General features: G+C 73.6%; 28 protein-coding genes and 1 tRNA gene. 15 read left to right on the top strand and 14 right to left on the bottom strand.

Annotation, left to right across the window (positions count from 1 at the left end; all coding sequences use genetic code 11):
- The first annotated feature begins 56 nt into the window (after positions 1-56).
- The gene (locus tag AD017_RS09610; RefSeq protein ID WP_010242935.1) at positions 57-662 is read left to right on the top strand and encodes a septum formation initiator family protein; all 606 of its coding nucleotides are present in this window, start codon (positions 57-59) and stop codon (positions 660-662) included.
- Between the two features lie 4 nt (positions 663-666).
- Positions 667-1,194, top strand: coding sequence for a DUF501 domain-containing protein (locus tag AD017_RS09605; protein ID WP_082399145.1), 528 nt, complete (start codon positions 667-669; stop codon positions 1,192-1,194).
- Here the strand turns inward: AD017_RS09605 and AD017_RS09600 are convergent.
- A complete protein-coding gene (locus tag AD017_RS09600) occupies positions 1,191-2,846 on the bottom strand; it encodes an acyl-CoA dehydrogenase family protein (protein WP_145982709.1) in 1,656 nt (551 codons plus the stop codon). The two genes, AD017_RS09605 and AD017_RS09600, sit on opposite strands and share 4 nt — an antisense overlap.
- An 85-nt stretch (positions 2,847-2,931) precedes the next feature.
- Between AD017_RS09600 and AD017_RS09595 the strand changes: the two genes are divergently transcribed.
- Positions 2,932-3,885, top strand: a complete 954-nt coding sequence (locus AD017_RS09595; RefSeq protein ID WP_060576319.1) for a Ppx/GppA phosphatase family protein — start codon at positions 2,932-2,934, stop codon at positions 3,883-3,885.
- A complete protein-coding gene (locus AD017_RS09590) occupies positions 3,882-4,616 on the top strand; it encodes a uracil-DNA glycosylase (protein WP_060573988.1) in 735 nt (244 codons plus the stop codon). The genes AD017_RS09595 and AD017_RS09590 overlap by 4 nt, the downstream gene beginning before the upstream one ends.
- A 104-nt stretch (positions 4,617-4,720) precedes the next feature.
- Here AD017_RS09590 and AD017_RS09585 read toward each other — a convergent pair whose 3' ends face one another.
- Positions 4,721-5,539 (bottom strand): class I SAM-dependent methyltransferase, encoded by an 819-nt coding sequence (locus AD017_RS09585; RefSeq protein ID WP_060573987.1) that lies wholly within the window; start codon positions 5,537-5,539, stop codon positions 4,721-4,723.
- A gap of 32 nt (positions 5,540-5,571) precedes the next feature.
- On the opposite strand from AD017_RS09585, the gene AD017_RS09580 reads away from it, so the two are divergent.
- Together AD017_RS09580 and AD017_RS09575 are read left to right on the top strand one after the other, a co-directional pair.
- A tRNA-Leu gene (locus AD017_RS09580) sits at positions 5,572-5,644 on the top strand.
- A gap of 213 nt (positions 5,645-5,857) precedes the next feature.
- Positions 5,858-6,154 carry a DUF1905 domain-containing protein gene (locus AD017_RS09575; RefSeq protein ID WP_060576318.1) on the top strand — a complete coding sequence of 99 codons (297 nt, stop codon included), beginning with the start codon at positions 5,858-5,860 and terminating at the stop codon, positions 6,152-6,154.
- Positions 6,155-6,506: 352 nt separating this feature from the next.
- On the opposite strand, the gene AD017_RS09570 is transcribed toward AD017_RS09575, so the two are convergent.
- From AD017_RS09570 to AD017_RS09560, 3 genes are all read right to left on the bottom strand, one after another.
- Positions 6,507-7,208 carry a class I SAM-dependent methyltransferase gene (locus AD017_RS09570; RefSeq protein WP_060573986.1) on the bottom strand — a complete coding sequence of 234 codons (702 nt, stop codon included), beginning with the start codon at positions 7,206-7,208 and terminating at the stop codon, positions 6,507-6,509.
- 224 nt (positions 7,209-7,432) lie between these two features.
- Positions 7,433-7,984 (bottom strand): dihydrofolate reductase family protein, encoded by a 552-nt coding sequence (locus AD017_RS09565; protein ID WP_010242951.1) that lies wholly within the window; start codon positions 7,982-7,984, stop codon positions 7,433-7,435.
- An 86-nt stretch (positions 7,985-8,070) separates the two neighbouring features.
- On the bottom strand, positions 8,071-8,748 hold the full coding sequence (locus AD017_RS09560) for an FMN-binding negative transcriptional regulator (protein WP_145986081.1): 678 nt from the start codon (positions 8,746-8,748) through the stop codon (positions 8,071-8,073).
- Positions 8,749-8,938: 190 nt separating this feature from the next.
- Here AD017_RS09560 and AD017_RS09555 point away from each other — a divergent pair, with 190 nt between their 5' ends.
- Positions 8,939-9,490: a dihydrofolate reductase family protein gene (locus AD017_RS09555; protein WP_060573985.1), complete on the top strand. Its 552-nt coding sequence runs from the start codon at positions 8,939-8,941 to the stop codon at positions 9,488-9,490.
- 7 nt (positions 9,491-9,497) lie between these two features.
- On the opposite strand, the gene AD017_RS09550 is transcribed toward AD017_RS09555, so the two are convergent.
- A complete protein-coding gene (locus tag AD017_RS09550) occupies positions 9,498-10,070 on the bottom strand; it encodes a TetR/AcrR family transcriptional regulator (protein ID WP_010242957.1) in 573 nt (190 codons plus the stop codon).
- Positions 10,071-10,156: 86 nt separating this feature from the next.
- Between AD017_RS09550 and AD017_RS09545 the strand changes: the two genes are divergently transcribed.
- Positions 10,157-10,366 carry a hypothetical protein gene (locus tag AD017_RS09545; RefSeq protein ID WP_060573984.1) on the top strand — a complete coding sequence of 70 codons (210 nt, stop codon included), beginning with the start codon at positions 10,157-10,159 and terminating at the stop codon, positions 10,364-10,366.
- Positions 10,367-10,370: 4 nt separating this feature from the next.
- Here AD017_RS09545 and AD017_RS09540 read toward each other — a convergent pair whose 3' ends face one another.
- Positions 10,371-10,874, bottom strand: a complete 504-nt coding sequence (locus AD017_RS09540) for a DinB family protein (RefSeq protein WP_060573983.1) — start codon at positions 10,872-10,874, stop codon at positions 10,371-10,373.
- Positions 10,875-10,926: 52 nt separating this feature from the next.
- The gene (prcB, locus tag AD017_RS09535) at positions 10,927-11,718 is read right to left on the bottom strand and encodes a proteasome subunit beta (RefSeq protein WP_010242963.1); all 792 of its coding nucleotides are present in this window, start codon (positions 11,716-11,718) and stop codon (positions 10,927-10,929) included.
- 93 nt (positions 11,719-11,811) lie between these two features.
- On the opposite strand from prcB, the gene AD017_RS09530 reads away from it, so the two are divergent.
- Positions 11,812-12,861 carry a nitronate monooxygenase family protein gene (locus AD017_RS09530; protein WP_060573982.1) on the top strand — a complete coding sequence of 350 codons (1,050 nt, stop codon included), beginning with the start codon at positions 11,812-11,814 and terminating at the stop codon, positions 12,859-12,861.
- A 10-nt stretch (positions 12,862-12,871) separates the two neighbouring features.
- On the opposite strand, the gene AD017_RS09525 is transcribed toward AD017_RS09530, so the two are convergent.
- Positions 12,872-13,105, bottom strand: coding sequence for a DUF397 domain-containing protein (locus AD017_RS09525; RefSeq protein WP_010242967.1), 234 nt, complete (start codon positions 13,103-13,105; stop codon positions 12,872-12,874).
- A 245-nt stretch (positions 13,106-13,350) separates the two neighbouring features.
- Here AD017_RS09525 and AD017_RS09520 point away from each other — a divergent pair, with 245 nt between their 5' ends.
- On the top strand, positions 13,351-13,563 hold the full coding sequence (locus AD017_RS09520; RefSeq protein WP_060633595.1) for a hypothetical protein: 213 nt from the start codon (positions 13,351-13,353) through the stop codon (positions 13,561-13,563).
- A 17-nt stretch (positions 13,564-13,580) separates the two neighbouring features.
- Here the strand turns inward: AD017_RS09520 and AD017_RS09515 are convergent, their stop codons facing one another.
- Positions 13,581-13,817, bottom strand: a complete 237-nt coding sequence (locus AD017_RS09515; protein WP_010242972.1) for a hypothetical protein — start codon at positions 13,815-13,817, stop codon at positions 13,581-13,583.
- Between the two features lie 148 nt (positions 13,818-13,965).
- On the opposite strand from AD017_RS09515, the gene AD017_RS09510 reads away from it, so the two are divergent.
- The 3 genes from AD017_RS09510 (at position 13,966) to AD017_RS09500 (ending at position 15,840) form a co-directional block, all read left to right on the top strand.
- Positions 13,966-14,244, top strand: a complete 279-nt coding sequence (locus tag AD017_RS09510; RefSeq protein ID WP_139323764.1) for a hypothetical protein — start codon at positions 13,966-13,968, stop codon at positions 14,242-14,244.
- Between the two features lie 159 nt (positions 14,245-14,403).
- Positions 14,404-15,210 carry a Bax inhibitor-1/YccA family protein gene (locus AD017_RS09505; RefSeq protein WP_010242976.1) on the top strand — a complete coding sequence of 269 codons (807 nt, stop codon included), beginning with the start codon at positions 14,404-14,406 and terminating at the stop codon, positions 15,208-15,210.
- 177 nt (positions 15,211-15,387) lie between these two features.
- Positions 15,388-15,840: a hypothetical protein gene (locus tag AD017_RS09500; RefSeq protein WP_145982708.1), complete on the top strand. Its 453-nt coding sequence runs from the start codon at positions 15,388-15,390 to the stop codon at positions 15,838-15,840.
- 13 nt (positions 15,841-15,853) lie between these two features.
- On the opposite strand, the gene AD017_RS33300 is transcribed toward AD017_RS09500, so the two are convergent.
- From AD017_RS33300 to AD017_RS09485, 4 genes are all read right to left on the bottom strand, one after another.
- The gene (locus tag AD017_RS33300; RefSeq protein ID WP_075299480.1) at positions 15,854-16,264 is read right to left on the bottom strand and encodes a DUF2267 domain-containing protein; all 411 of its coding nucleotides are present in this window, start codon (positions 16,262-16,264) and stop codon (positions 15,854-15,856) included.
- 128 nt (positions 16,265-16,392) lie between these two features.
- On the bottom strand, positions 16,393-17,832 hold the full coding sequence (locus AD017_RS09495; protein ID WP_029240085.1) for a sugar porter family MFS transporter: 1,440 nt from the start codon (positions 17,830-17,832) through the stop codon (positions 16,393-16,395).
- A gap of 208 nt (positions 17,833-18,040) precedes the next feature.
- A complete protein-coding gene (locus AD017_RS09490; protein WP_060573979.1) occupies positions 18,041-19,213 on the bottom strand; it encodes an ROK family transcriptional regulator in 1,173 nt (390 codons plus the stop codon).
- Between the two features lie 312 nt (positions 19,214-19,525).
- Positions 19,526-20,746, bottom strand: a complete 1,221-nt coding sequence (locus tag AD017_RS09485) for an acetyl-CoA C-acetyltransferase (RefSeq protein ID WP_010242989.1) — start codon at positions 20,744-20,746, stop codon at positions 19,526-19,528.
- Positions 20,747-20,856: 110 nt separating this feature from the next.
- On the opposite strand from AD017_RS09485, the gene AD017_RS09480 reads away from it, so the two are divergent.
- The gene (locus AD017_RS09480; RefSeq protein WP_010242991.1) at positions 20,857-21,318 is read left to right on the top strand and encodes a pyridoxamine 5'-phosphate oxidase family protein; all 462 of its coding nucleotides are present in this window, start codon (positions 20,857-20,859) and stop codon (positions 21,316-21,318) included.
- A gap of 19 nt (positions 21,319-21,337) precedes the next feature.
- On the top strand, positions 21,338-22,705 hold the full coding sequence (locus AD017_RS09475) for a cystathionine beta-synthase (RefSeq protein WP_010242993.1): 1,368 nt from the start codon (positions 21,338-21,340) through the stop codon (positions 22,703-22,705).
- The last annotated feature ends 7 nt before the right edge of the window (positions 22,706-22,712 follow it).

The following is a 22,712-nucleotide window of genomic DNA, read 5'->3' as shown; positions in this document are numbered from 1 at the left end:
GCTGCGGCACCATCGGGCCGGTCCGGGGTGCCGGCCGGACCGGGGGAGGGGAACGCATGGGCGAACGGCGCAGCCGCAGTCGTGACACGCGGGCGCGTGCCACCGGGGCCGGCCGGAGCCGGGCCGCGGCCACGCCGCGGAGGTCGCCCTCCCGCTCGTCGGGGGCCCGGAACGGGGACCGGTCCCGCAGCGCGTCCGGACGCTCACGTCCGGCCGGGCCGCCCTCGGCGCGGCCGCGGCTGACCCGGGCCCGCTCCAAGGCCGGCGAGGTCGTCGCCCGCACCACCGGCCTCCTCGGCCTGTCGTCCACCAAGCGGGCCGCGATCCTCGCGATCGTCGTCTGCGCGCTGGCGCTCACCGTGGCCGTCCCGCTGCACAACTTCGTGGCCCAGCGCCAGGAGCTGGCCGCCGTGTCCGAGCAGCAGCAGGCGCTCGAGGCCGACGTCGCCCGGCTGTCGGCGGACCGTGCGCGGCTGTCCGACCCCGCCGAGGTGCAGGCGCAGGCGCGCACCCGGCTCGGGATGGTCCAGCCCGGCGAGACCCCCTACGTCGTGCAGTTCCCGGTCCCGCAGGAACCGGCGCCCGAGGACGGGCAGGCCGAGCCCGGCGTGCCCTGGTTCCACACCCTGTGGGACGACGTCTCGGGCGAGCAACGACGATGAGACCGTGAACGTCTCGCAGGACCCCCGTCCCCCCGGCCTGGAAGCCGGCCCCGTGGCACAGGCCGACCTCGACGCCGTCGCCCGGCAGCTCGGACGTGCCCCGCGCGGGATCCTCGCCGTCGCCTACCGCTGCCCGTCCGGGCACCCGGCGGTCGTGCAGACGGCGCCGCGGCTGCCGGACGGCACCCCGTTCCCGACGCTCTACTACCTGACCTGCCCGCGGCTCTCGTCCCGCATCGGGACGCTGGAGGCCGAGGGCCGCATGAAGGAGATGCAGGACCGGCTCGCCGTCGACCCGGACCTCGCGGACGCGTACCGGCGGGCCCACGAGCAGTACCTGGCCGAGCGCGACGCGATCGAGCCGCTGTCCACCCATCCGGACGTCACCGCCGGCGGGATGCCGGACCGGGTGAAGTGCCTCCACGTGCACGTCGCGCACGCGCTCGCCGCCGGGTCCGGGGTGAACCCCTTCGGGGACGAGGCGATCGCCGAACTCGGGGCGTGGTGGCTGCCCGCCGGGGAGTGCTCCTAGCGCCCGGGCGTCGCCCGCTCGAGGAGGGTGCCGACCGCGTCCGACCCGGGACGGGTGCCCGCGGTGCGCAGCGGGCCGTCGCCGTCCAGCCGGGTGGCGAGGAGGACGTCGGCCACCGCGGCCGGCGCGTGCCGCACCACGAGCGAGCCCTGCAGCGCCAGCGCCGCCAGCTCCGCGAGCCGGCGGGCCCGGCGCTCCTGCGGAGCAGCCAGCTCGGCCCGCAGGGCGGCGATCACGGCGTCCAGCCGCGGGTCGCTCCCCGCGCCGAGGTCGATCTCGGCCAGCAGCGCGTCGACGGCGGCGGGCTCGCGGGCGATCGCGCGCAGCACGTCGAGGGCGGTCACGTTGCCCGATCCCTCCCAGATCGAGTTGAGCGGCGCCTCGCGGTACAGCCGCGGCAGGTCGGACTCCTCGACGTAGCCGTTGCCGCCCAGGCACTCCAGCGCCTCCGCGACCACGGCCGAGGTCCGCTTGCACACCAGGTACTTCGCCGCGGGCAGCGCGAGACGCAGCAGCGCCGTCTCGCCCCGGTCGACGGCCCCGGCCAGCCGGAGCGCCAGCACCGTCGCGGCCTCGGACTCGGCCGCGAGCTCGGCGACCACCTCCCGCATCAGCGGCTGGTCGGCCAGCCGGGCACCGAACGCCGACCGGTGCGCCACGTGGTGCGCGGCCTCGGTCACCGCCGCCCGCTGGGTCCCCGCGGCACCGAGGACGCAGTCCAGCCGGGTCATCGAGACCATCTCGATGATCGTCCGGACGCCGCGGCCCTCCTCGCCGACCCGCCACCCGGCGGCACCGGAGTACTCGATCTCCGACGACGCGTTGGACCGGTTCCCGAGCTTGTCCTTGAGGCGCTGGAGCCGGATGGCGTTGCGCGTGCCGTCCGGCAGGACGCGGGGCAGTACCAGGCAGGTGAGCCCGCCCGGGGCCTGCGCGAGGGTGAGGAACAGGTCGTTCATCGGGGCGCTGGTGAACCACTTGTGGCCGGTGAGGCGGTAGCTGCTGTCCGGCTGCGGGACGGCGACGGTGCTCCCGGACCGGACGTCGGACCCGCCCTGCTTCTCGGTCATCGACATACCGGCCAACAGCCCGGACTTGGTCGCGGGATCGGCCAGGCCCGGCTCGTAGCTGCGCGCGGTCAGCCCCGGCAGGTACGCCGCGGCGAGCTCGGGGGCGTGCTGCAGCGCGGGCACCGCGGCGTAGGTCATCGAGATCGGGCAGAGGTGGCCCTGCTCGACCTGGGAGTGGAGGTAGAACCCGGCCGCCCGGGTGACGTGCGCGCCGGTGCCGGGTGCGGCGGCCCACGGCGCGGCCGCGAGGCCGTGCTCGACGCTGACCCGCATCAGCTCGTGCCAGGACGGATGGAACCCGACCTCGTCGATCCGGTGCCCGGTGCGGTCGTGGGTGTGCAGCTCGGGCTCGTGCGCGTTCGCCGCGCGGGCGTGCTCGCGGTGCGCGGCGGTGCCGATCCGCTCGGCGAGCGACTCCAGCGCGGCCCGGTCACCGCCCTCCCGGTCCGACGCCTCGACGACGGCCGGGTCCGCGCCCAGCAGGTCGCCGTCCGCGCGGGGCGGGACCTGGTTCGTCACCTCGTGGGTGCCCAGGTCGGACAGCGGTGCAGGGGTCCCCGGCCGGGTGTGCGTCGTCGTCACTACTCGAGGGTAACCCGGCCTGGCCGCCCGGTCCGAGGCTTCCGCGTACGGTGAGCGCGACCGTTCTTCGACGCTGGGAGTGCCGATGTCGCGGGTGGCCGCCATCGACTGCGGGACCAACTCGATCCGCCTGCTCGTCGCCGACGTCACCGAGGCGTTCGACGGCCGCAAGGAGCTGCGTGACCTGCACCGCGAGATGCGGATCGTGCGGCTCGGCAAGGGCGTCGACGCGACCGGCAGGCTCGACCCGGAAGCCCTCGAACGGACCCGCGCCGCGCTCGTCGACTACGCCGTCGCCGCCCGCCGCAAGGGCGCCGAGCGGGTGCGGATGGTCGCGACCTCCGCGACCCGCGACGCGTCCAACCGCGAGGACTTCTTCGCGATGGTGCGCGACACCCTCGGCGTCGAGGCCGAGATCATCACGGGCGACGAGGAGGCCCGGCTGTCGTTCGTCGGCGCGGTCGGCGATCTCGAACCGGACGACGGCCCGTTCGTCGTGACCGACGTCGGCGGCGGCTCGACCGAGGTCGTCGTGGGGGAGCTGCGCGACGGTGTCGCCGAGGTGACCGCGGCGAAGTCGGTGGACATGGGATCGGTACGGCTGACCGAGCGGTGCCTGCCGTCGGACCCGCCGTCGGAGTCCGAGATCGCCGCCGCCCGCGCGGTCGCCGCCGAGGTGCTGTCGTCGGCGTTCGAGGCGGTGCCGGTCGAGGGCGTCCGTACCTGGGTCGGCGTCGCCGGGACCATCACCTCGCTCTCGGCGATCGCCCAGGAGCTCCCCGCCTACGACCGCGACCAGGTGCACAACTCCACGCTGACCCGCGAGGAGCTGCACCGCGTCGCGGACCTGCTCATCCACTCGTCGCGCTCGGAGCGAGAGAAGCACGGGTCGCTGCACCCGGGACGGGTCGACGTCATCGGGGCGGGCTCGCTGGTCGTGCAGGCCCTCGCCGACGAGCTGCACACCCGCGCGGGCGTCGGATCCGTGGTCGTGTCCGAGCACGACATCCTGGACGGCATCGCGCGCTCGATCGCATGACCCGGGACCTGCCCGGCCCGCTCGACCTCCTCGACCGGGACATCTCCGGGTGCCGGGCGTGCCCGCGGCTGGTCGAGTGGCGGGAACGGATCGCCGTCGAGAAGCGGGCCGCGTTCCGCGACCAGACCTACTGGGGACGCCCGGTGCCCGGCTTCGGCCCGCCGGACGCCCGGATGCTGATCGTCGGACTCGCACCCGCCGCGCACGGCGCGAACCGGACCGGCCGGATGTTCACCGGGGACCGCAGCGGCGACGTGCTGTACGCGGGGCTGCACGCCGTCGGGCTCGCGTCGCAGCCCACGGCCACGCACATCGGGGACGGGCTCGAGCTGTACGGCGTCCGGATCACCGCCCCGGTGCACTGCGCGCCACCCGCGAACAAGCCGACGCCCGCCGAGCGCGACACCTGCCGGGGCTGGCTGGAACGCGAGCTGGACCTGCTCGCCCCGACCGTCCGCTCGATCATGGTGCTCGGCGGCTTCGGGTGGCAGGCGCTGCTGCCCGTCCTCGCCGGCGCGGGCTGGACGGTGCCCCGCCCGGCGCCGAGGTTCGGGCACGGGGCGTCGGTGACCCTGCATCCCGCGGACGACGACCGGGAGCCACTGGCGATCGTCGGCTGCTACCACGTGAGCCAGCAGAACACCTTCACCGGACGCCTGACCCCGGCGATGCTGGAGCAGGTCCTGGCCGACACCGCCCGCGCCGCAGGACTCTCCCCGGCCGGACGATGACCCGTCCGGCCCCGTCCGATCCTCGCCGAGATGCAGCTCGGCGTCGTCCGATGATCCACACATCGCGCTGAGCCGCATCTCGGCGAGGATCTGCGTCGCGGGGCTCAGCCGGTGGTGAAGCGGTGCAGCCGCATCGCGTCCTGCAGCGCCGGCAGGTGGCCGGCGGCGGAGAGCAGCGGCCGCAGCCAGATCCTCGGCTCCACGAGCGTCACCTCGTCGTAGACCGACACGTCGTCGCGCTCCCGCAGGCGCGGGTGCCGGTGCGCGAACCCTGCCGGGTCCCAGCCCCAGCGGAACTCGGTGCCGACGGCGCGGAAGGTCGGCGTCCAGCGGGACACCCCGACCGTCCAGGGCGCGACGGCGTCGAACGCCAGCACCGACCGTGGCGTGCCCTGCACGACCCGGTCGACCGTGGCGTGCACGTCCTCCGGCGGGACGTACATGAACAGCCCCTCGGCGACCACCAGCGTGGGCCGGGCGGGATCGACGGCGTCCCACCAGTCGTCGTCGGTGATCGACCCCGGGACCTGCAGGACGTGGCCGGGGAGGTCGTAGAGGCGGCCCCGGACGTCCATGACCTCGGGCTGGTCGACGTCGAGCCAGCGGCACGACTCCGGCACCCCGACCCGCAGCGGACGGCTGTCCAGGCCACAGCCCAGGTGCAGGACCTGGCCGCCGGGCTCGGCGTCGAGGAACTCGCGGGTCCAGCGGTCCAGCATCGCGGAGCGGCAGGCGATGGTGGAGACGTCCCCGGTGAACTGCCAGAGGCCCCCGACGTCGTGCTCGATGCGGTCCCAGACCTCCTCGGCGTACGGGTCGCCCAGGATCGGGCGCCGGGACCGGGCGTCCTGGCGTCGCATGTAGAGGGTCAGGAGCAGGGTGGCCGCGGCTCCGCGCAGGTCCACCTTCTCGGTGCTCGTCATCCCGGCCTCCCGCCTGGATAGGCTGGTGCGGCGCCCCCGTAGCCCAACGGCAGAGGCAGGCCCCTTAAAAGGGTCCCAGTGTCGGTTCGAGTCCGACCGGGGGCACCCCGATCCGGCCCCGACGCTACCTCTCTGACCAGGGGCACCCCGCCGGACCGTGCGGCGGAGCGGTGCCTGTCCGCCGTCGGATCGTCGGTCTGCACCGGACCTCCGACCGCAGTCACTGCCGAGCGCCGATGAGTCCTTCGTCCCGTGCCGGTCTCCTCGTTCGTGCGGGCCACGCGCAGCCCGGACGAGCCGTCCGACGAGGAGACCGCCATGAGCGCATCCACCACTCACGCCCTCGACCACCGGTTCACCGGCACCCTCCGGAAGAGCGACGCACCGGGTGGGTGGGTCCACCTGCGCACCGGCTGGTCCGCCGAGTTCTTCGGTACCCGGGGTCTGGTCAAGGTCCGGGGCACGATCGACGGCCACCCGTTCCGGGGCTCCTTCATGGCGTTGGGCGACGGAACCCACAAACTGCCGGTGACCGCCGCGGTCCGCGCGGCGATCGGCAAGCAGGTGGGCGACACCGTCACCGTCCACCTGGAGGAGCGCCTCGAACGTCGGTGAACGTCCCGCGGCGCGTTCCGCGGAACGCAGCCCCTCGCCGAGATGCAGCTCAGCGTCGTCCGGAGATCCGCGATTCGCGCTGAGCCGCATCTCGGCGGGAGCCGGACGTGCCCGGACGGTCGGCCGGGCGAGCTCGGTCCCGGTGCGCTCGGACACTCCCGGGCTCTTCTCGTGCTGGCCTGCGGTCCGCCAGCTACGGCCGGCCCATGAGGATGCGCGCGAACCGCACCTCTCGCCCGCGCTGACTGTCCGACGGTCTCAGCAGCTCGAGTAGCTGCTTCGACACTCGTGGCCGGGCCCAGCGCGTCGCCGCAGGCATCCACCTGTGGAGCGCACCATGCATGATGTGCGCTCACACGGCCTCCAGGACGAAGAACAGGAAGCACAGGAACGCGCCCGACGGCATGGTCGCCACCTGGTCGGGGAACGCCTCCCGGGCGCCGTGCGCTACCGGTGGTTCGCTGACGACCGTGATCCGGAAGCCCGCCGCGGTGAAGGCATCGGTCATGGCGTGGAGCGGCCGGTGCCAGAAGGTCATCGGGGCGGTCCGGCCGCCGAGATTCCAGGTGAACGACCAGGGCCGGAGCGCGAAGTAGTCGGCGCCGGACGGGGCCTGCATCTGGCTCTGGAACGGATGGTCGACGGCCACGATGAGCCTTCCGCCGGGAACAAGGACACGTCGCAGTTCGGTCAGCGGGCCGGACCAGTCCTCGAGGTAGTGCAGGACCAGCGACGCGATCACGTCGTCGAACGCTGCATCGGGGAACGGCAGTGGGTCGCGGAGATCGATGAGCTGTAGGGCCGCGTCGTCGCCGAGCCGACGCCGGGCGAGAGCGAGCATCGCGGAGCTGGAGTCGACGCCCGTCACGGTCGCGCCGCGGTCCCTCAGAGACGCGAGCAGGGGGCCCGACCCACAGCCGGCGTCGAGAATCCGTCGACCCCGGACGTCACCGGCCAGGTCGAGGAGAGCCGGCCGTTCGTAGTAGCCGTTCACGAGATTGTGCTCGGTCTCGGCCGTGTACGCCTCGGCGACGGCGTCGTAGTCGTTCGCCACGGGCCGACCCGACGGTCCGGAAGGATCTTGGGAGGTGTCGGGCACGCGGCCGAGCCTGGCACACCGTCCGTGGCGGTCGGTCCGCGTTCCGCGGAACGCAGTCCCTCGCCGAGATGCAGATCAGCGTCGTCCGGAGATCCGCGATTCGCGCTGAGCCGCATCTCGGCGGGGGCCGGACGTGCCCGGACGGACGGGCGGCGCGGCCGGCGGCACACCGACGCCGGTCAGGAGTCCCTGGTCCGCACCCGGAAGCGGAGCAGTGTGACCGGCCCCGACTGCCTGTTGCCCACCGGCTCGAGGTCGATCCTGCCGAGCCCCGGGGTCGAGAACCGGACGCCGTCACCGAGCAGCACCGGCAGGACGTACACCAGGATCTCGTCCACGAGTCCCCGCCGCAGGCACTGCGAGGCCACGTCGGCCCCGAGGATCTCCAGGTCCTTCCCGCCCGCGGCGGCGCGCGCCGTGGCGACGGCCTCGTCGAGACCGCAGGTGAGGAACGTGACGCCCGGTTCCGGCTCGTCCGGCGGGCGGTGCGTCAGGACGAACACCGGCCCCCCGTCGTAGTCGGTGTCGGTGCCGCCGTGCGCCATCCGCCTGCCGACCTCGTGGGTGCCCCGGCCGGCCAGCATGGCGCCGGTGGCCTCCATGACCTCGGGGAACCCCGTCTGGGTCCGGTACTCGAGGACCCAGTCCATGGCGTCGCCGGGACCGGCGATGAAGCCGTCCAGCGACATCGCCCGGTTCACGACGACCTTGCCCGCAGCCGTGTCGCTCATACCCGTGTCGACCCGGCGCACGTCACGAACTCATCGGTCCAGGGTCGTCTCGGGGGCGGAGACCGGGAGCTGCCGGTCGTCCTCGGTCACGACCCGTCCCGCGACCGGCATGGTCCTCGCCGTGGCGAGGACCGCGAGCCTCGCGCGGAGCTCACGACCGGTGAGCGGCGACGGCGTCGGCCCCCGCGGTGTCCTCGTCCGCGCGCAGGCCCGCGGACGACGCCGTCGACGTCGGCGGCGGGGCGGTTCTGGCTCAGCTTGAACTTCGCGTCGATCCGCTCGATCCGGACCTCGACACCGACGACGGCACGCAGCTGACCGCGGTAGAAGCGTTCCGGGGCGTCGTCGACCCGCCAGGGCGCCGCCCGGCCGGCCTCGTGCAGGTCGGTCAGCCGCCGGACGACGCCGTCGAGCCAGTCGACGTCGTCGTGCACGGTGACCGTGCCGCGGACGTGGGCGGTCACGTAGTTCCAGGTCGGCACGACACGGCCGTGCTCGGCCTTCGAGGCGTACCAGGACGGGCTGACGTAGGAGTCGGGACCGCGCAGGATGACCAGCCCGCGCTGCCCGTCCATCCGGGTCCAGTGGTCGTTGTTGCGGGCGAGGTGCCCCAGCAGGACGTTCTCGGCGGGGTCGTGGACGAACGGCAGCAGCGTGGCCTCCGGCCCGTCGGGACCGCAGGTGACCAGGTCCGCGGCGCCGTGCCGGGCGAGCAGCTGCTGCACGGCCTCGTCGTCGGGTGCGAAGTGGGACGGCACGTACACGGCGCGGCGGGTCTCCTCGGTCGTCGGATCGGTGACGCCGAGGATGCCCGGGCCGGTGGCCCCTGACGACGGCCGATCCCGCCGGATCCCAGGAGGCCATTGCGCGGTCCCGGCCCCGGACCGATGAGTTCCGCACCCGGCCGCGGTCCATAGGGGAGGGACGGCGCACCGTGCGCCGCGGGAGGGACGAATGGGTCGCCTGCGCTACATCGTGATCATGTCGGCGGACGGCTACCTGGCCGACCCCGACGGCCGCTACGACTGGGCGATGCCCGACGACGAGGTCCTCGCCTTCGTCACCGAACGGGAGCGCACCGCCGACACGCACCTCTACGGCCGCCGGATGTACGAGGAGATGGTGGGCTGGGAGGACGTCACCTCCGGCCGGCCCGAGCCGGACCTCGAGTTCGCCCGGACCTGGCGGGCGGCGACGAAGGTCGTCTACTCGGCGACGCTGCCCGCCGTCACGACGGCCCGGACCACCCTGGAGCGCACCTTCGACCCGGTGGCGGCGCGCGCGGTCGTCGACGCCGCGCCGAACGACGCGTCGATCTCCGGCCCGACGCTCGCGGCGGCGGCGCTGCGGGCCGGCATCGTCGACGACGTCGAGCTCTACCTGGTGCCGCAGCTCGTCGGCGGTGGGCTGCGGGCGCTGCCCGACGGCGTCCGGACGGGGCTGGAGCTCGCCGGGGAGCGGCGGTTCGGCAACGGCTTCGTGTTCCTGCACTACCGGCGCAGGTAGGGGTGGTTCAGCGCGGCGGTGCGAGCCGGTCGAGCATCGACACCAGGGTCCGCCGGGCCCGTTCGATCGGCGCCCCGTGCTGGACGACGTCACCGGACAGGCCGGCGGTGAGTGCCATCAGCGCGTAGCCGTCGGTCTCCGGGTCGGGTGATCCGGCGTCGGCGACCACCCGGACGGCGAGAGCCAGGATCTCGTCGTCGCCGTCGGTGAGGACGGCCTGCGCCTTCTCGTCCGTACGGCGGCTGGCGAACGCGTCGTGGATCCGCAGCGCGTCCCGCGACTCGGGGTGCCCGCCGAGCAGTTCGTCGAGGATCGTCGCCAGCACCTCGCGCTCCCCGCCGGTCGTCGCCCGGGCCCGCGCCTCGATGCGGGTCTCCATCCGCCGGTGGGAGAGCTCCAGCGCGTGCAGCAGGAGCGCGTCCTTGCTCGCGAAGTAGTGCTGCACCCGGCCCATCGAGATCCCCGCCCCGGCCGCGACCGATCGCAGCGACACGGCCTCGGTGCCGTCCCGGGCGACGATCGCGAGCACCGCCTCCGCGATCTCGGTGCGGCGGGCCTCGTGGTCGACGGAGCGCGGCATGCCGCCCACCGTAGCAATGCGATCGCATTGACACGATGTCCGCGGGAGTGTTGCAATGCATCTGCATTGCAATGAGGGGAGTCATCGTGAAGACAGCGCAGAACGCACTGGGGTTCGCCGGGATCGTGTTCGGCCTGATCCCGCTGCTGCAGTACCTGTTCGCCGGCGGGATCGGCCTCTGGCGGTTCGTCGTGGGGGACGCACCGCCGCTGCCGTGGCTCTACCCGCTGGTGGTGCTCGTGGTGGCGGCCGTCGGGGTGGTCGGCCTCGACCGCGCCGAGCGCGCCCGGCACTGACCGGTCAGGCCCCCGCGCCCCGCAGCACCCGCAGCTGGCCCAGCTCGGCGACGTTCTTCATGAGCTCGGCGTTCGCCCAGCCGAGCATCTGCCGGACGTCGTGGCCCTCCGGCCAGGGGAACCCGACCGGGCGGTCCCGGTCCGCGGTACCGAGGGCGTCCGACCAGGACGCGGCGAGGGCGCGCAGGGCGGTGGCCACCCCGGCGGAGCTGCCCGGGTAGACGACGTCGTCCCGGTCGCGCCGCGGGACCCCGGTCAGCTCGTCGAGGGCGGTGCCCCACCACCACAGCAGGTGCCAGGCGATCCAGGCGCCGGTCGGGGCCGGCACAGGATCGGGCTCGGTGCCGTCGGCGGGGAAGTCGGGCGTCCACCGGCCGTCCGGGCCGCGGTGCACGGTCCAGTGCAGCGGCGCCGGGGCCCAGGCGAGGTCGTCGTCGGTCAGCCGTTCGAGGTGGTACTCGGCCAGTGCCCAGGTCAGGTCGAACTGCTCGCGCAGGAGGTCGGTCACGGCGGGCGATCCTGGAGGGCGGGCCGGTCCGGCGCCAGCGGGTTCGCGACGCTCAGCCGCCCGGGCGCTCCGCCCGCGCCGCCAGCATGGCCTCGGTCGCGGTGCGGACCTCCGCCTCGTCGACCTCCTCGGCACCGGCGGCCGTCACGGTGATCAGGTTCGGGAACAGCCCGCGGGTGAGGTCGGGGCCCGCGGTGGCGGTGTCGTCGTCGGCGGCGTCCCACAGCGCGTTCACGGCGAGCGAGATCGCCCCGGAGCGGTCGGTGTCGGGGCGGTGCAGCTTCTTGAGCGACGCCTCGGCGAAGTACGACCCCGAGCCGATGCTCGTGTAGCCGGAACGGTTGCGGGCGATGCTGCCCGACGGGTCGAACGTGACGATCCGAGCCGGATCGGCGTCGGCCGGGTCGTAGCCGACGAACAACGGCAGCGCGACGAAGCCCTGCATCGCCGCCCCCAGGTTCTCCCGGACGACGGTGGACAGCCGGCGGATCTTGCCGTCCTGGCTGATCGGGGAGCCCTCGACCTTCTCGTACTGCTCCACCTCGGCCGCGAACATCTTCAGCATCAGCAGCGCGTGCCCGACCGACCCGGCGAAGCCCGCGGCCGACGTGTCGTCGATCGCCATGACCTTGACCAGGTCCTTCTGCGCGATCACGTTGCCCGAGGTCGCTCGCCGGTCGCCGGCGAGCAGCACACCGTCGGCCCAGGTGAAAGCGATGATCGTCGTGCCGTGCGGGGCGCGGAGATCGGCGGGCACCCGCTGCGCGGGATCGCGCGGCAGGTTCACCGGCAGCGACTCGGGGGCGTGCACGCGGAGCTGTTCCAGGAACGACGGGCCGGTCATGGAGGGAGCGGGCTCCTTCGGGTCGGGGCTCTGCGGTGATCCTTCCCTCCCGCGCGCCGCGGGTCCAGCCGGATCGGGTGCAGACTCGTCCCCGTGGACGCGCGGGTACGGACGACGGACTTCTGCACGCGGTACGGCCTGCGGGCGCCGGTCCTGGAGGCACCGATGGCGGGCGCCTGCCCGCCGGAGCTGGCGGCCGCGGTCGCCGCGGCGGGCGGAATGGGCGCCGCGGGCGTCGTGAACGACCCGCCGGAGCGGATCGCGGCCTGGGCGCGGCGCTTCCGCGAGCTCGCCGGGGACGCCCCGTTCCAGCTGAACCTGTGGATCCCGGACCCGCCGGTCGAGGCCGCGACCGGCCCTGCCGACGCGTTCCTGGCCGGGTTCGGCGGCCGTCCGGCGCCCCCGCCCGGCCCCGGCCCGGACGTCGACGCCCAGTTCGGCGCGGTGCTCGAGGCCCGGCCCACCGCCGTCTCGACGATCATGGGTCTGCTCCGCCCCGACCAGGTCGCGGCCGCGCACGACGCGGGCATCGCCTGGTTCGCCACCGCCACCACCCGCGACGACGCCCTCGCGGCCGAGCGGGCGGGCGCGGACGTCGTGGTCGCGCAGGCGATGGAGGCCGGCGGGCACCGCGGGACCACCGACCCCGCCGACGCCGAGTCCACCGTGGTCGGGCTGTTCGCGCTGGTCCCGTGGCTGGCCGACGCGCTCACGGTGCCGGTCGTCGCGGCGGGGGCGGTCGCCGACGGCCGTTCGCTCGCCGCCGCGCTGACCCTCGGCGCGAGCGCCGCACAGGTCGGGACGGCGCTGCTGCGCACCCCCGAGGCCGGGATCGACGACGGCTGGGCCGCGACCTTCGACGGCCTCGCCCCCGAGGCGACCGTGACCACGCGGGCGTACACCGGGCGTCTGGCCCGTGCCGTCCCGACCGACTTCGTGCGGGCCTGGGCCCGGCCGGACGCCCCGGCCCCGGCGCCCTACCCCCACCAGCGACGCATGGTGGCCCGCTACCGCGCGGGCGAGCCCGGCCGGGTGGACCGGGCCAACCACTGGGCGGGCCAGGCCGCGGCGCGCTCGACCACCGACCCGGCCGGGGACGTCGTGGAGCGGATGTGGCGCGAGGCGGACGCGCTGCTGCCCTGACCCGGGCGGCTCACTCCACCATGTCGTCGAACTCGCCCTTCTTCGCGCCGTCGACGAACGCCGAGATCTCCGCGGGCGTGTAGACGAGCACCGGGCCCTCGGGGTCGCGGGCGTTGCGGACGGCCACCTGGCCGTCGTCGAGCACGGCGAACTCGACGCTCTCGTCGTCGGCGGACGCACCGGCCGGGCGACGCCACGTCACCGGTCCGAGATCGGCGGCGCGGGTTCCGTTCGGGTGGCTCACAGGGGCCTCCAGGAGCGTTCGACCAACTGCGGAGTGTCACAAGTGGGTGTGCGTTCGCACTTGCATCCGCAACGAGCATCGTCGACCATAGGAGTGATCCACCGCGAAGGAGTTCCGAAAATGCGCCGGTCGACGCACGGATGTGACTCCGGACGGTCGTCGTCGTGACAGCCGACCGGAGTACTGACGCGGACGAGCTCGATGTGCTGACCTTGACGTCGGTGATCGACAATCGTGCACACAAAGTGATCGGTTCGGAACTCTGTGCACCGCACGCGACGCACACCGGACGGTTCGAGGCGCTCTGCGGACATCTGGTGTCGCCGGCGCCGCTGATCGAGGCCGACGGCGCCCCGTGCGACCGGTGCACCGAGCTGGACCCGACCCCCGCGACGGCGCGGCCACGACGCCGTCGCCGGCGGCGCGGCTGGGGTCTGCGCAGGCTCCTCCCGGTCTGAGTGACCGGGTACCCGGGTCAGCGGGCGAGCCGGTCCGGATCGGGCTGCTCGCGGTGTCGCAGCGGGCCGCGGGAGCGGCGTTCCAGGAACCGCCTGCCGGCGTGCGAGAGCTTGCTGAGTGCGTTCGGCCCGCGGCGACGCTCGATCGCCGCGCCGAGCTTGCCGAGCAGCCAGGCGAGAACCGGCGCACCCACCGCCAGCAGCAGCCACACCCGCAGGTGCCGGGACAGCAACGCCCACACGGTCCGGCCCACCTTCCTCGTCGTCCTCGTCCTCCCGCGACCGTAGTACGCCGGTCGCGTCGGCGCCCGCTACGTGACCGGTCGGGCGCCGGCTCGTTGATCAGGGCAGGGCGGGTTCGGCGGCCCCCGGCCGGACGCCCGGGTCACGAGGAGGTCCCCCGTGCTCGTTTCGGGTACCGGAGGTGTGACGGCACTCGCCGTCGCGCTGCTGCTGGTCGTCGTCGCGCTGCTCAGCCCGCCCGGCCGCCGTGCGGCCCACGCGGTGTTCAGCTCCGTCGGGCGCTGGCCGGGGCTGATCCGCTCCGAGCTGCGGGGCGACGCGCCGCTCGAGGCGGGGGAGCAGGCCGACCGTCGCGACGACACGACGCCGGACATCCCCGCCGTGCGCGACGAGCCGCCGGCGACGCGCACGTTCCCGCAGGTGGGACGCCCCGAGTGAGGAGCCGGGTCGGTCCTGGTGGAGTGCCCTGTCGCCCGGTGACCGGCAAGCGGTAAATTTTCTTTTACCGGCGGGAACCTCCGGCGCTCCCTCGACGTTGCACAGATGCGAGGGCCCGCCGATGGCGGGTCCCGCACACGTCCGTCGAGGAGGATCCAGGTGCGCTCCACGAGCAACCCGGCGTTCCGCAACCTGCCCACCAGTGGGCAGGGCGGCTACGCCACGTTCGGCGGCTCGGGCGGCGGCATGATGGGCGGAGCCACCGCCTACGCCGGCGCCCAGTCGTCCCAGATCGACCCGCGCGCCGCGCAGGAGACCGGTCGGCCGATCACGATCGACGACATCGTCCAGAAGACGGCGATCAGTGCCGTCCTGGCGCTCGTCTCCGGTGTCGTCACCGGGATGCTCGGCCCGATCGGCATGGCGATCGGCATCGCCGGCTTCGTCGTCGGTCTGATCGTGTCGCTGGTCGTCATCTTCAAGCAGAAGCCCAGCGCCCCGCTGACCATCACCTACTCGGTCGCGATGGGTGCCGCGCTCGGCGCCATCTCCGCGATGTTCCCGACCGTGGCCTTCCAGGCCGTGATCGGCACCGCGGGCGTGTTCTTCGGGATGCTGGTCCTCTACAAGACCGGCGCCGTCAAGGTCACGCCGCGGTTCACCAAGTGGATCATGGGCGCGATGATCGGCGTCGTCGTCCTGATGCTGGCGAACCTGGTCATGAGCTTCTTCGTCGGTGGCGGCCTCGGCCTCCGCGACGGCAGCCCGCTCGCGATCCTGTTCAGCCTCGTCGTGATCGGTGTGGCGGCGTTCAGCCTGATGCTCGACTTCGACGCCGCCGACAACGCCGTGCGGTCCGGCGTGCCGGAGAAGTACTCCTGGTACATCGCGTTCGGCCTGATGACGACGATCGTCTGGCTGTACATCGAGATCTTCCGCCTGCTGAGCTACTTCCAGCAGAACTAGCGGCAGGTCACACGACGACCCGGCCCCTGCGGGCCGGGGAGCGGGCCGGAATCGCCCCCTCCGGTCCCACGCGCCGCGGACGCCCTCACGGGTGTCCGCGGCGTCGTCGTACCGGGGCCCTTCGTGCGCCCGGCCGGGCGCTTCCCGGTGTCCCGGGCCGGGCGTACCGTCGGGCGGATGCCCGGGAACGACCCGGTGCTCGCCGGGCTCGCCGTCTTCCTCGGTGTCTCGTTCGGTCCCGCGGTACTGCTGTGGCTGCTGGTGCGCCTGCCCGCTGTCCTGCGGTGGGTGGCCCGGTCCTGGCGACGACGACGGCCACCGCCGCCGGTACCCGCCGGACCGCCGCTGGAACGGCTCGTCGCCGATCTCCGCCGGCTCGACCGGATGCGCCGCGGGCCACCACCCACCACCCGGGTCCGCCGGCTCGCGCTGCTCGCCGCCTACGACGACGTCCTGCTCGCCACGTGCCGGGCCACCGGCGTCGACGACCCGCCGCTGCGGGCGTTCGTCGAGCGCGGCGGCGTGACGGGGACGCTCGACCCGGGTCGTGATCTCGCACGGCTGCGCACCGAGGCCGAGCTGGAGGCCACCGGGGTGCGGATCGACCCGCCCGGCCCGTCGGCGGCCTGAGTCCGCGGGCGGGTCAGCGCGCGCGGACCATCGCCGCGAGCCCGTCCGGCAGCTGCTCGACGGTGTCGGACAGGTCCGCCCACGAGTCCAAGGTGCCCAGCACGGCGGCGACCCGCGCGTCGGCCTGCTCGATGTCGGAGTCACCGGTCGCGCCGGACACGGCGTCGACGAAGGTGCGGCGATCGAAGCCGCGCGCCTGCCCGGTCGCCTGCGCGAGCAGCTCCGAGGAGAGCTCGGTGGGCAGGGCCGGGGCCAGCTTCTCGGCCTCGCCGCGGCTGATCTGCTCGCCGAGACGGTGGAAGGTGGCGCGGGCCAGCGCCTCGGCCTCGGACGCGGTGTCGACACCGGCGCGGTCGCGGACCCGGGCGACGAAGGCGTCGAGACCGGGGGTGGAGTCGGCGGGGTGCGGGTCGTTCGCGGAGATACGGACCTCCTCGGGTCACATCGGTACGGCGGGCGTCGGTGCCGCCGACGGCGGCCTACCCGGTGCCGCCGGCACGAAACGGACCCCGGACCACGCACGGGTGCCCGGCCGGCACGACCGACGGGCGGTCACGACGCCTCCATGTCCTCGAGCGCGCGGCCCTTCGTCTCCGCGACGTACCGGACCACGAAGATCAGCGACAGCACGGCGAACAGCGTGTAGAGGCCGTAGGCGAAGCCGAGGGAGAACGCGGCGAGCGCCGGGAACGTCACCGTGATCAGCCAGTTCATGGCCCACTGACCCGCGGCGGCCAGTGACAGGCCGGCGGCCCGGATGCGGTTGGGGAACATCTCGCCCAGGAGCACCCACACGATCGGCCCCCACGACATGCCGAAGCCGATGACGAACAGGTTCGCCGCGACGAGCGCCACCGGGCCCGCGGCACCCGTCAGCTCGAGCCGGCCGTCGGCCCCGGTCCCGGCCGTGGCGAAGCAGACCGCCATGGCGCCGAGGGACACCGCCATCCCGACCGAGCCGATCAGCAGCAGCGGCCGCCGTCCGATCCTGTCGACGAGCGCGATGGCGATGAGGGTCGTCGCGATGTTGACCACCGAGGTGAACACGCTGATCCCGAACGACGCGCTCTCGGCGAACCCGACCGCCTGCCACAGGTCGTTCGAGTAGTAGAAGATCACGTTGATGCCGACGGCCTGCTGGAAGATCGAGAGGAACAGCCCCACCCAGACGACCGGCCAGATCCCGCCACCGGGCCGCCTCAGGTCGCGCCACGACGGCGTGGTCGCCGTGTCCAGCGTCGACCGGATCCGGTCGATCGTGATGTCCAGGTTCTTCTCGCCGAGCAGTGCCGTGAGCACCGTGCGGGCCTCCGGGATGCGCTGCTGCGCGATCAGGAACCGCGGCGACTCGGGGATGGTGGTGACCAGCGCCCCGTAGACGACCGCCGGGACGGCCATGCACAGGAACATCCAGCGCCAGGCCTCCATGCCCAGCCACAGCTGCTGGTCCGCGCCGCCCGCCGTCTCGGCCAGCAGCCAGTCGACCAGCAACGACAGGAAGATGCCGCTCACGATCGCCAGCTGCTGCAGCGACCCGAGCCGCCCGCGGATACGGGCCGGCGAGGTCTCGGCGATGTAGGCCGGTGCGATGACCGACGCGATCCCGACGCCGAAGCCGCCGATCACCCGGCCGAGCACCAGGATCTCCAGGTTCGGGGCGATGCCGGTGACGACGGCGCTCAGCAGGAACAGCACCGCCGCGATCTTCATGACCTGGAGCCGGCCGACCCGGTCGGCGATCCGCCCCGCCGAGAAGGCCCCGACCGCGGCGCCCAGCAGGGCCGAGGCCACGGCGAAGCCGAGCGGCCCCTCACCGATGGAGTAGACCTCCTTGATCGAGCTGGTGGCGCCGTTGATCACGGCGCTGTCGTAGCCGAACAGCAGACCGCCCAGCGCGGCGACGGAGGCGATCCGCACCACGCCGGTACCGGCACCCTCGTCGTCGCCGTCGAAGACGGACGGCTCGTCATCGATCGAACGGTGTTCGCTCATGCGCAGGGCTCCCTCGGCCGGCACCCGGAGACAGCGCTCGTCGGCGGCGCGCCGGAGCGCCCCGCCGACGGGCGTGGGAAGGGGGTGTGGTGTGCAGTGCTCGTGCGGACTGCTGCGGCCGCCGATCGGGCGTCCGCGTCGAGGAGTGACCGTAGTCACCGTTCAAGAAATAGGCAAGAACCTCAGGCGAAGACGCGCGATGTGTTCATCACGTGGAGATGCCGGCGGCGTCGAAGGCCAGGGCGACGCCGCCGAGCGCGTGCGCCCGCGCTCCGAAGGCCGCCGTCGTGAGCTCTAGCTGGTCGACCGCGCTCGGGATCCCGCGCCGGGCGATGACCTGCTTGATCGGCTCGAGCAGCAGCTCGTCCGCCTGGGCGAGCTCCCCGCCGACGATCAGCAGCTCGGGGTTGAGGATGTTGCACACGTCCGCGATCGCCCTGCCGACCTGCAGGCCGACGTCCCCGACGACCCGGGCGCACGCCCGGTCGCCCGCACGTGCCCGGGCCGCGATGGCGCCGATCGTGAGCTCGCCCCCGACGACGGGGCGGAGCAGCTCGATGACGTGCCTGGCGGCGATCAGGGTCTCCAGGCACCCCCGGTTGCCGCAGCGGCACAGTGCGCCGAACTCGTCCACGGTGGTGTGCCCGATCTCGCCCGCCGTGCCCGTGGGGCCGCGGTACAGCCGGCCGTCCATGATCAGTCCCGCGCCGACGCCCTCGGAGAGCTTCAGGTAGACGAGGCTGGCCACACCGGCACCCCGGCCCCAGCGGGACTCGGCGATCGCGCCGAGGTTCGCGTCGTTGTCGACCACGACGGGACGGCCGAACTTCTGCTCCGCGAGCGCCGCCGCCGGGAGGCCCACCCAGGTGGGCATGATCGTCAGCGAGCCGACGCTGCCGGACCTGACGTCGATCGGGGCGGGCAGGCCCATGCCGATACCCGCCAGGTCGCCCAGCTCCGTACCGGTCTCGGCCAGCGTCTCCCGCAGGAGTCCGGCGGCGATCTCCATGCCCTGCTCGGCGGGGAGGTCCGGTGCGAGGTCGGCGCGCCGTTCGGCGGTGATCCGGCCGTCGGGGGTGGCGATCGCCACGGTCACGTGCCGGTGGCCGTAGTCGACACCGGCGGCCGGCGCGGCGGGGACGTCGGCCCGCAGGCGCACCCGTCTGCGCCGTCCGGTCTCGGACACCTCGACCACGCCGTCGCGTTCGAGCTCCCGCACGATGTTCGACACGGTCGCCGGAGCGAGGCCCGTCGAGCGGGCGAGATCCGCCTGCGTCGCCGCGTCCCCGGTGCCGGTCAGCTCCGAGACGACCCGGTCCCGGTTCGCCCGGCGCAGCGCGGTCTGCGAGCCCGGTCGACCGTCCGGGAACCGGACGTCCATGCCGCGCCACCTGCTTCCGTCGGACGGCGTCTCCTGTCCGAGCCTATCCCGCGTCCCCTGTGTTCAAGAAATGAACGTTAATCGTCCGATCGGCCCTGGACGCCGACGGCGGGTACCCGGTGCCGCCGGGACGACACCGACCCTCCGGACGACACCGACCCTCCGGACGACACCGACCCTCCGGACGACACCGACCCTCCGGACGACACCGACCCTCCGGACGACACCGACCCTCCGGACGACACCGACCCTCCGGACGACGACGGGCCGGCCCGCACGGTGCGGACCGGCCCGTCGTACCGCGGTGCGGAGCTACGACAGGCGCTCGAGCACCATCGCCATGCCCTGGCCGCCGCCGACGCACATGGTCTCCAGGCCGTAGCGGCCGCCGGTGGAGCGCAGGCCGTTGAGCAGCGTGGTGGTGATCCGGGCGCCGGTCATGCCGAACGGGTGGCCGAGCGCGATCGCCCCGCCGTGCACGTTCAGCTTCTCCTCGTCGATGCCCAGGTCGCGGGCGCTGGGCAGGACCTGCGCGGCGAACGCCTCGTTGATCTCGACGAGGTCGATGTCGTCGATGGTCAGCCCGGCGCGCTGCAGCGCCTGCTCGGAGGCGCCGACCGGGCCGTAGCCCATGATCTCCGGGGAGAGCCCGGTGACGCCGGTGGAGACGACCCGGGCCAGCGGGGTGAGCCCGAGCTGCTCGGCCTTCGTGTCGGACATGATCACGAGGGCCGCGGCGCCGTCGTTGAGCGGGCAGGCGTTGCCCGCGGTGATCCGCCCGTCGGGCCGGAACACCGGCTTGAGCTCGGAGATCTTCTCGTACGTGGTGCCGGCGCGGGGGCCGTCGTCGGTGGAGACGACGGTGCCGTCCGGCAGGGTGACGGGGGTGATCTCGCGCGCGAAGAACCCGTCGGCGATGGCCTGCTCGGCGCGGTTCTGCGAGCGCACCGCGAACCGGTCCATGTCCTCGCGGGAGACGTCCTTGTGGCGGGCGAGGTTCTCCGCGGTCTGGCCCATCGCGATGTAGGCGTCGGGCAGCAGGTTCTGCTCGCGCGGGTCGGTCCAGGTCTCGGAGCCCTTCTCCGCCGTCTCCACGGTCCGGGCCTCGGCGTCGGCGAACAGCGGGTTGTGCGTGTCCGGCCACGAGTCCGAGGTGCCCCGCGGGAAGCGGGACACCGTCTCGACCCCGGCCGAGACGAACACGTCGCCCTCGCCCGCCTTGATCGCGTGCAGCGCCATCCGGGTGGTCTGCAGCGACGAGGAGCAGTACCGGGTGATGGTCGTGCCGGGCAGCGAGTCGTAGCCGAGCTGCACGGCCACGATCCGGGCCAGGTTGTTGCCCTGCTCGCCCCCGGGCAAGCCGCAGCCCAGCATCAGGTCGTCGATCTCGGTGGGGTCGAGTGCGGGCACCTGGTCCAGTGCGGCGCGCACCATCTGCACGGTCAGGTCGTCCGGGCGCATCCCGGCCAGGGAGCCCTTGTTCGCGCGGCCGATCGGGGACCGGGCCGCGGCGACGATCACGGCTTCGGGCATCGTCGTCCTCCTCCATCGCAGGATGTGTCCGGACCGAGACTACTCAGCGGTAACAGCGGTGCCCGCCCGGACGTGACGAACCTGTCAGGGGTGGCGGGCATGCTGCACCCATGACGTCGTGGGGAGAGTTCCGGGCGGCCGAACCCGAGTTCGCCGGTCTGGCCGAGCGGATCCTGCAGCGGGGGGTGGCCCTGGTGATCGCGACCCTGCGCGCCGACGGCTCGCCCCGGGTCTCCGGCATCGAGGTGGTGCTCGACGACGCGGGGCCGTCCACGGAACTCGCCTTCGGATCGATGCCCGGCTCCCGCAAGGGTGCCGACCTGCGGCGGGACCCGCGCTTCGCACTGCACGCCGCACCCGCCGACCAGTCCGGCGGCGATCTCGGTGACGGTGACCTCAAGGTGTCCGGGCGCGCGGTCTGGAACGGTCCACTGTCCGGCCCGGTCGCCGGCGACGCGTTCCGGGCCGACCTCTCGGAGGTCGTGTGGACCGGCCTGAACGACGCCCGGAACCGGCTCGTCGTGCGGTGGTGGCGGCCGTCGACGGGGCTGCGGTCGGTCGAACGTGAGTGATCGGTGCGAGGATGCGCACATGCGCTACGTCGAACACGTCGTCGACCTGGTCGGGAACACACCCCTCGTCCGGCTGGGGGCGACGGCGGAGGGGATCGCCCCGCCGGTCCTCGCCAAGGTCGAGTACCTGAACCCGGGCGGCTCGGTGAAGGACCGGATCGCCCTGCGGATGGTGGAGGCCGCCGAGGCATCCGGGGAGCTCCGCCCCGGCGGGACGATCGTCGAGCCGACGTCGGGCAACACCGGCGTGGGGCTGGCCATGGTCGCGCAGCGCAAGGGCTACCACTGCGTCTTCGTCTGCCCGGACAAGGTCGGCGAGGACAAGCGCAACGTGCTCCAGGCGTACGGGGCCGAGGTCGTCGTGTGCCCGACGGCGGTCGACCCCGACCACCCGGACTCCTACTACCGGACCTCCGACCGGCTCGTCGAGGAGATCGACGGCGCCTGGAAGCCCAACCAGTACGCCAACCCGGCGAACCCGGAGTCCCACTACCACTCGACCGGCCCGGAGATCTGGGAGCAGACCGACGGGAAGATCACGCACTTCGTCGCGGGCATCGGCACCGGCGGCACCATCTCGGGCATCGGGCGTTACCTCAAGGAGGTCTCCGGCGGTGCCGTGAAGATCATCGGCGCGGACCCGGAGGGCTCGGTCTACTCCGGCGGCACCGGGCGTCCGTACCTGGTCGAGGGCGTCGGTGAGGACTTCTGGCCGACCACCTACGACCGCGACGTCTGTGACGAGATCGTCGCCGTCTCCGACACCGACTCCTTCCACATGACCCGCCGGCTCGCCCGGGAGGAGGCGCTGCTCGTCGGCGGCTCCTGCGGGATGGCGGCGGTGGCCGCGCTGCGGGTCGCCGCGACGCTCCCGGCCGACGCCGTGGTGGTCGTGCTGCTGCCCGACGGTGGCCGCGGCTACCTGGGCAAGGTCTTCAACGACCGGTGGATGGCCAGCTACGGCTTCCTGCCGCCGTCGGAGGGCGCCACCATCGGCGACGTGCTGCGCCGCAAGGACGGGTCGATGCCCGCCCTGGTGCACGCCCACCCGAACGAGACCGTCGCCGACGCGGCGCTCTACCTGCGCGAGTTCGGCGTCTCGCAGATGCCGGTCGTGAAGGCCGAGCCGCCGGTGATGGCCGCGGAGGTGGCGGGGGCGGTCGTCGAGCGCGACCTCCTCGACGCGTTGTTCACCGGCCGTGCGCAGCTCGCCGACAGGCTGGAGGACCACATGTCCCCGCCGCTGCCGACGCTCGGCGCGGGCGAGTCGGTGCAGGACGCGATGGAGGCGTTCGCGAAGGCGGACGCGGCGCTGGTGCTGATGGACGGCAAGCCGGCCGGGGTGGTCACACGCTCCGACGTCATCGGGTTCCTCGGCAACGGCTGACGTCGGG

The sequence above is a fragment of the Pseudonocardia sp. EC080619-01 genome, from assembly GCF_001420995.1.
Classification (GTDB): Bacteria; Actinomycetota; Actinomycetes; order Mycobacteriales; family Pseudonocardiaceae; genus Pseudonocardia.
The sequence above is the reverse complement of the archived record's forward strand: the minus strand, read 5'-3'. Positions and strand labels throughout refer to the sequence as shown.

What these genes read in the sequence shown, in the direction of transcription:
- AD017_RS09610 (WP_010242935.1), top strand. Translation starts at nt 57, where the DNA reads ATGGGCGAACGGCGCAGCCGCAGTCGTGACACGCGGGCGCGTGCCACC.
- AD017_RS09595 (WP_060576319.1), top strand. Translation starts at nt 2,932, where the DNA reads ATGTCGCGGGTGGCCGCCATCGACTGCGGGACCAACTCGATCCGCCTG.
- AD017_RS09590 (WP_060573988.1), top strand. Translation starts at nt 3,882, where the DNA reads ATGACCCGGGACCTGCCCGGCCCGCTCGACCTCCTCGACCGGGACATC.
- AD017_RS09585 (WP_060573987.1), bottom strand. Translation starts at nt 5,539, where the DNA reads ATGACGAGCACCGAGAAGGTGGACCTGCGCGGAGCCGCGGCCACCCTG.
- AD017_RS09575 (WP_060576318.1), top strand. Translation starts at nt 5,858, where the DNA reads ATGAGCGCATCCACCACTCACGCCCTCGACCACCGGTTCACCGGCACC.
- AD017_RS09565 (WP_010242951.1), bottom strand. Translation starts at nt 7,984, where the DNA reads ATGAGCGACACGGCTGCGGGCAAGGTCGTCGTGAACCGGGCGATGTCG.
- AD017_RS09555 (WP_060573985.1), top strand. Translation starts at nt 8,939, where the DNA reads ATGGGTCGCCTGCGCTACATCGTGATCATGTCGGCGGACGGCTACCTG.
- AD017_RS09550 (WP_010242957.1), bottom strand. Translation starts at nt 10,070, where the DNA reads ATGCCGCGCTCCGTCGACCACGAGGCCCGCCGCACCGAGATCGCGGAG.
- prcB (WP_010242963.1), bottom strand. Translation starts at nt 11,718, where the DNA reads ATGACCGGCCCGTCGTTCCTGGAACAGCTCCGCGTGCACGCCCCCGAG.
- AD017_RS09500 (WP_145982708.1), top strand. Translation starts at nt 15,388, where the DNA reads ATGCCCGGGAACGACCCGGTGCTCGCCGGGCTCGCCGTCTTCCTCGGT.
- AD017_RS09495 (WP_029240085.1), bottom strand. Translation starts at nt 17,832, where the DNA reads ATGAGCGAACACCGTTCGATCGATGACGAGCCGTCCGTCTTCGACGGC.
- AD017_RS09490 (WP_060573979.1), bottom strand. Translation starts at nt 19,213, where the DNA reads ATGGACGTCCGGTTCCCGGACGGTCGACCGGGCTCGCAGACCGCGCTG.
- AD017_RS09485 (WP_010242989.1), bottom strand. Translation starts at nt 20,746, where the DNA reads ATGCCCGAAGCCGTGATCGTCGCCGCGGCCCGGTCCCCGATCGGCCGC.
- AD017_RS09480 (WP_010242991.1), top strand. Translation starts at nt 20,857, where the DNA reads ATGACGTCGTGGGGAGAGTTCCGGGCGGCCGAACCCGAGTTCGCCGGT.
- AD017_RS09475 (WP_010242993.1), top strand. Translation starts at nt 21,338, where the DNA reads ATGCGCTACGTCGAACACGTCGTCGACCTGGTCGGGAACACACCCCTC.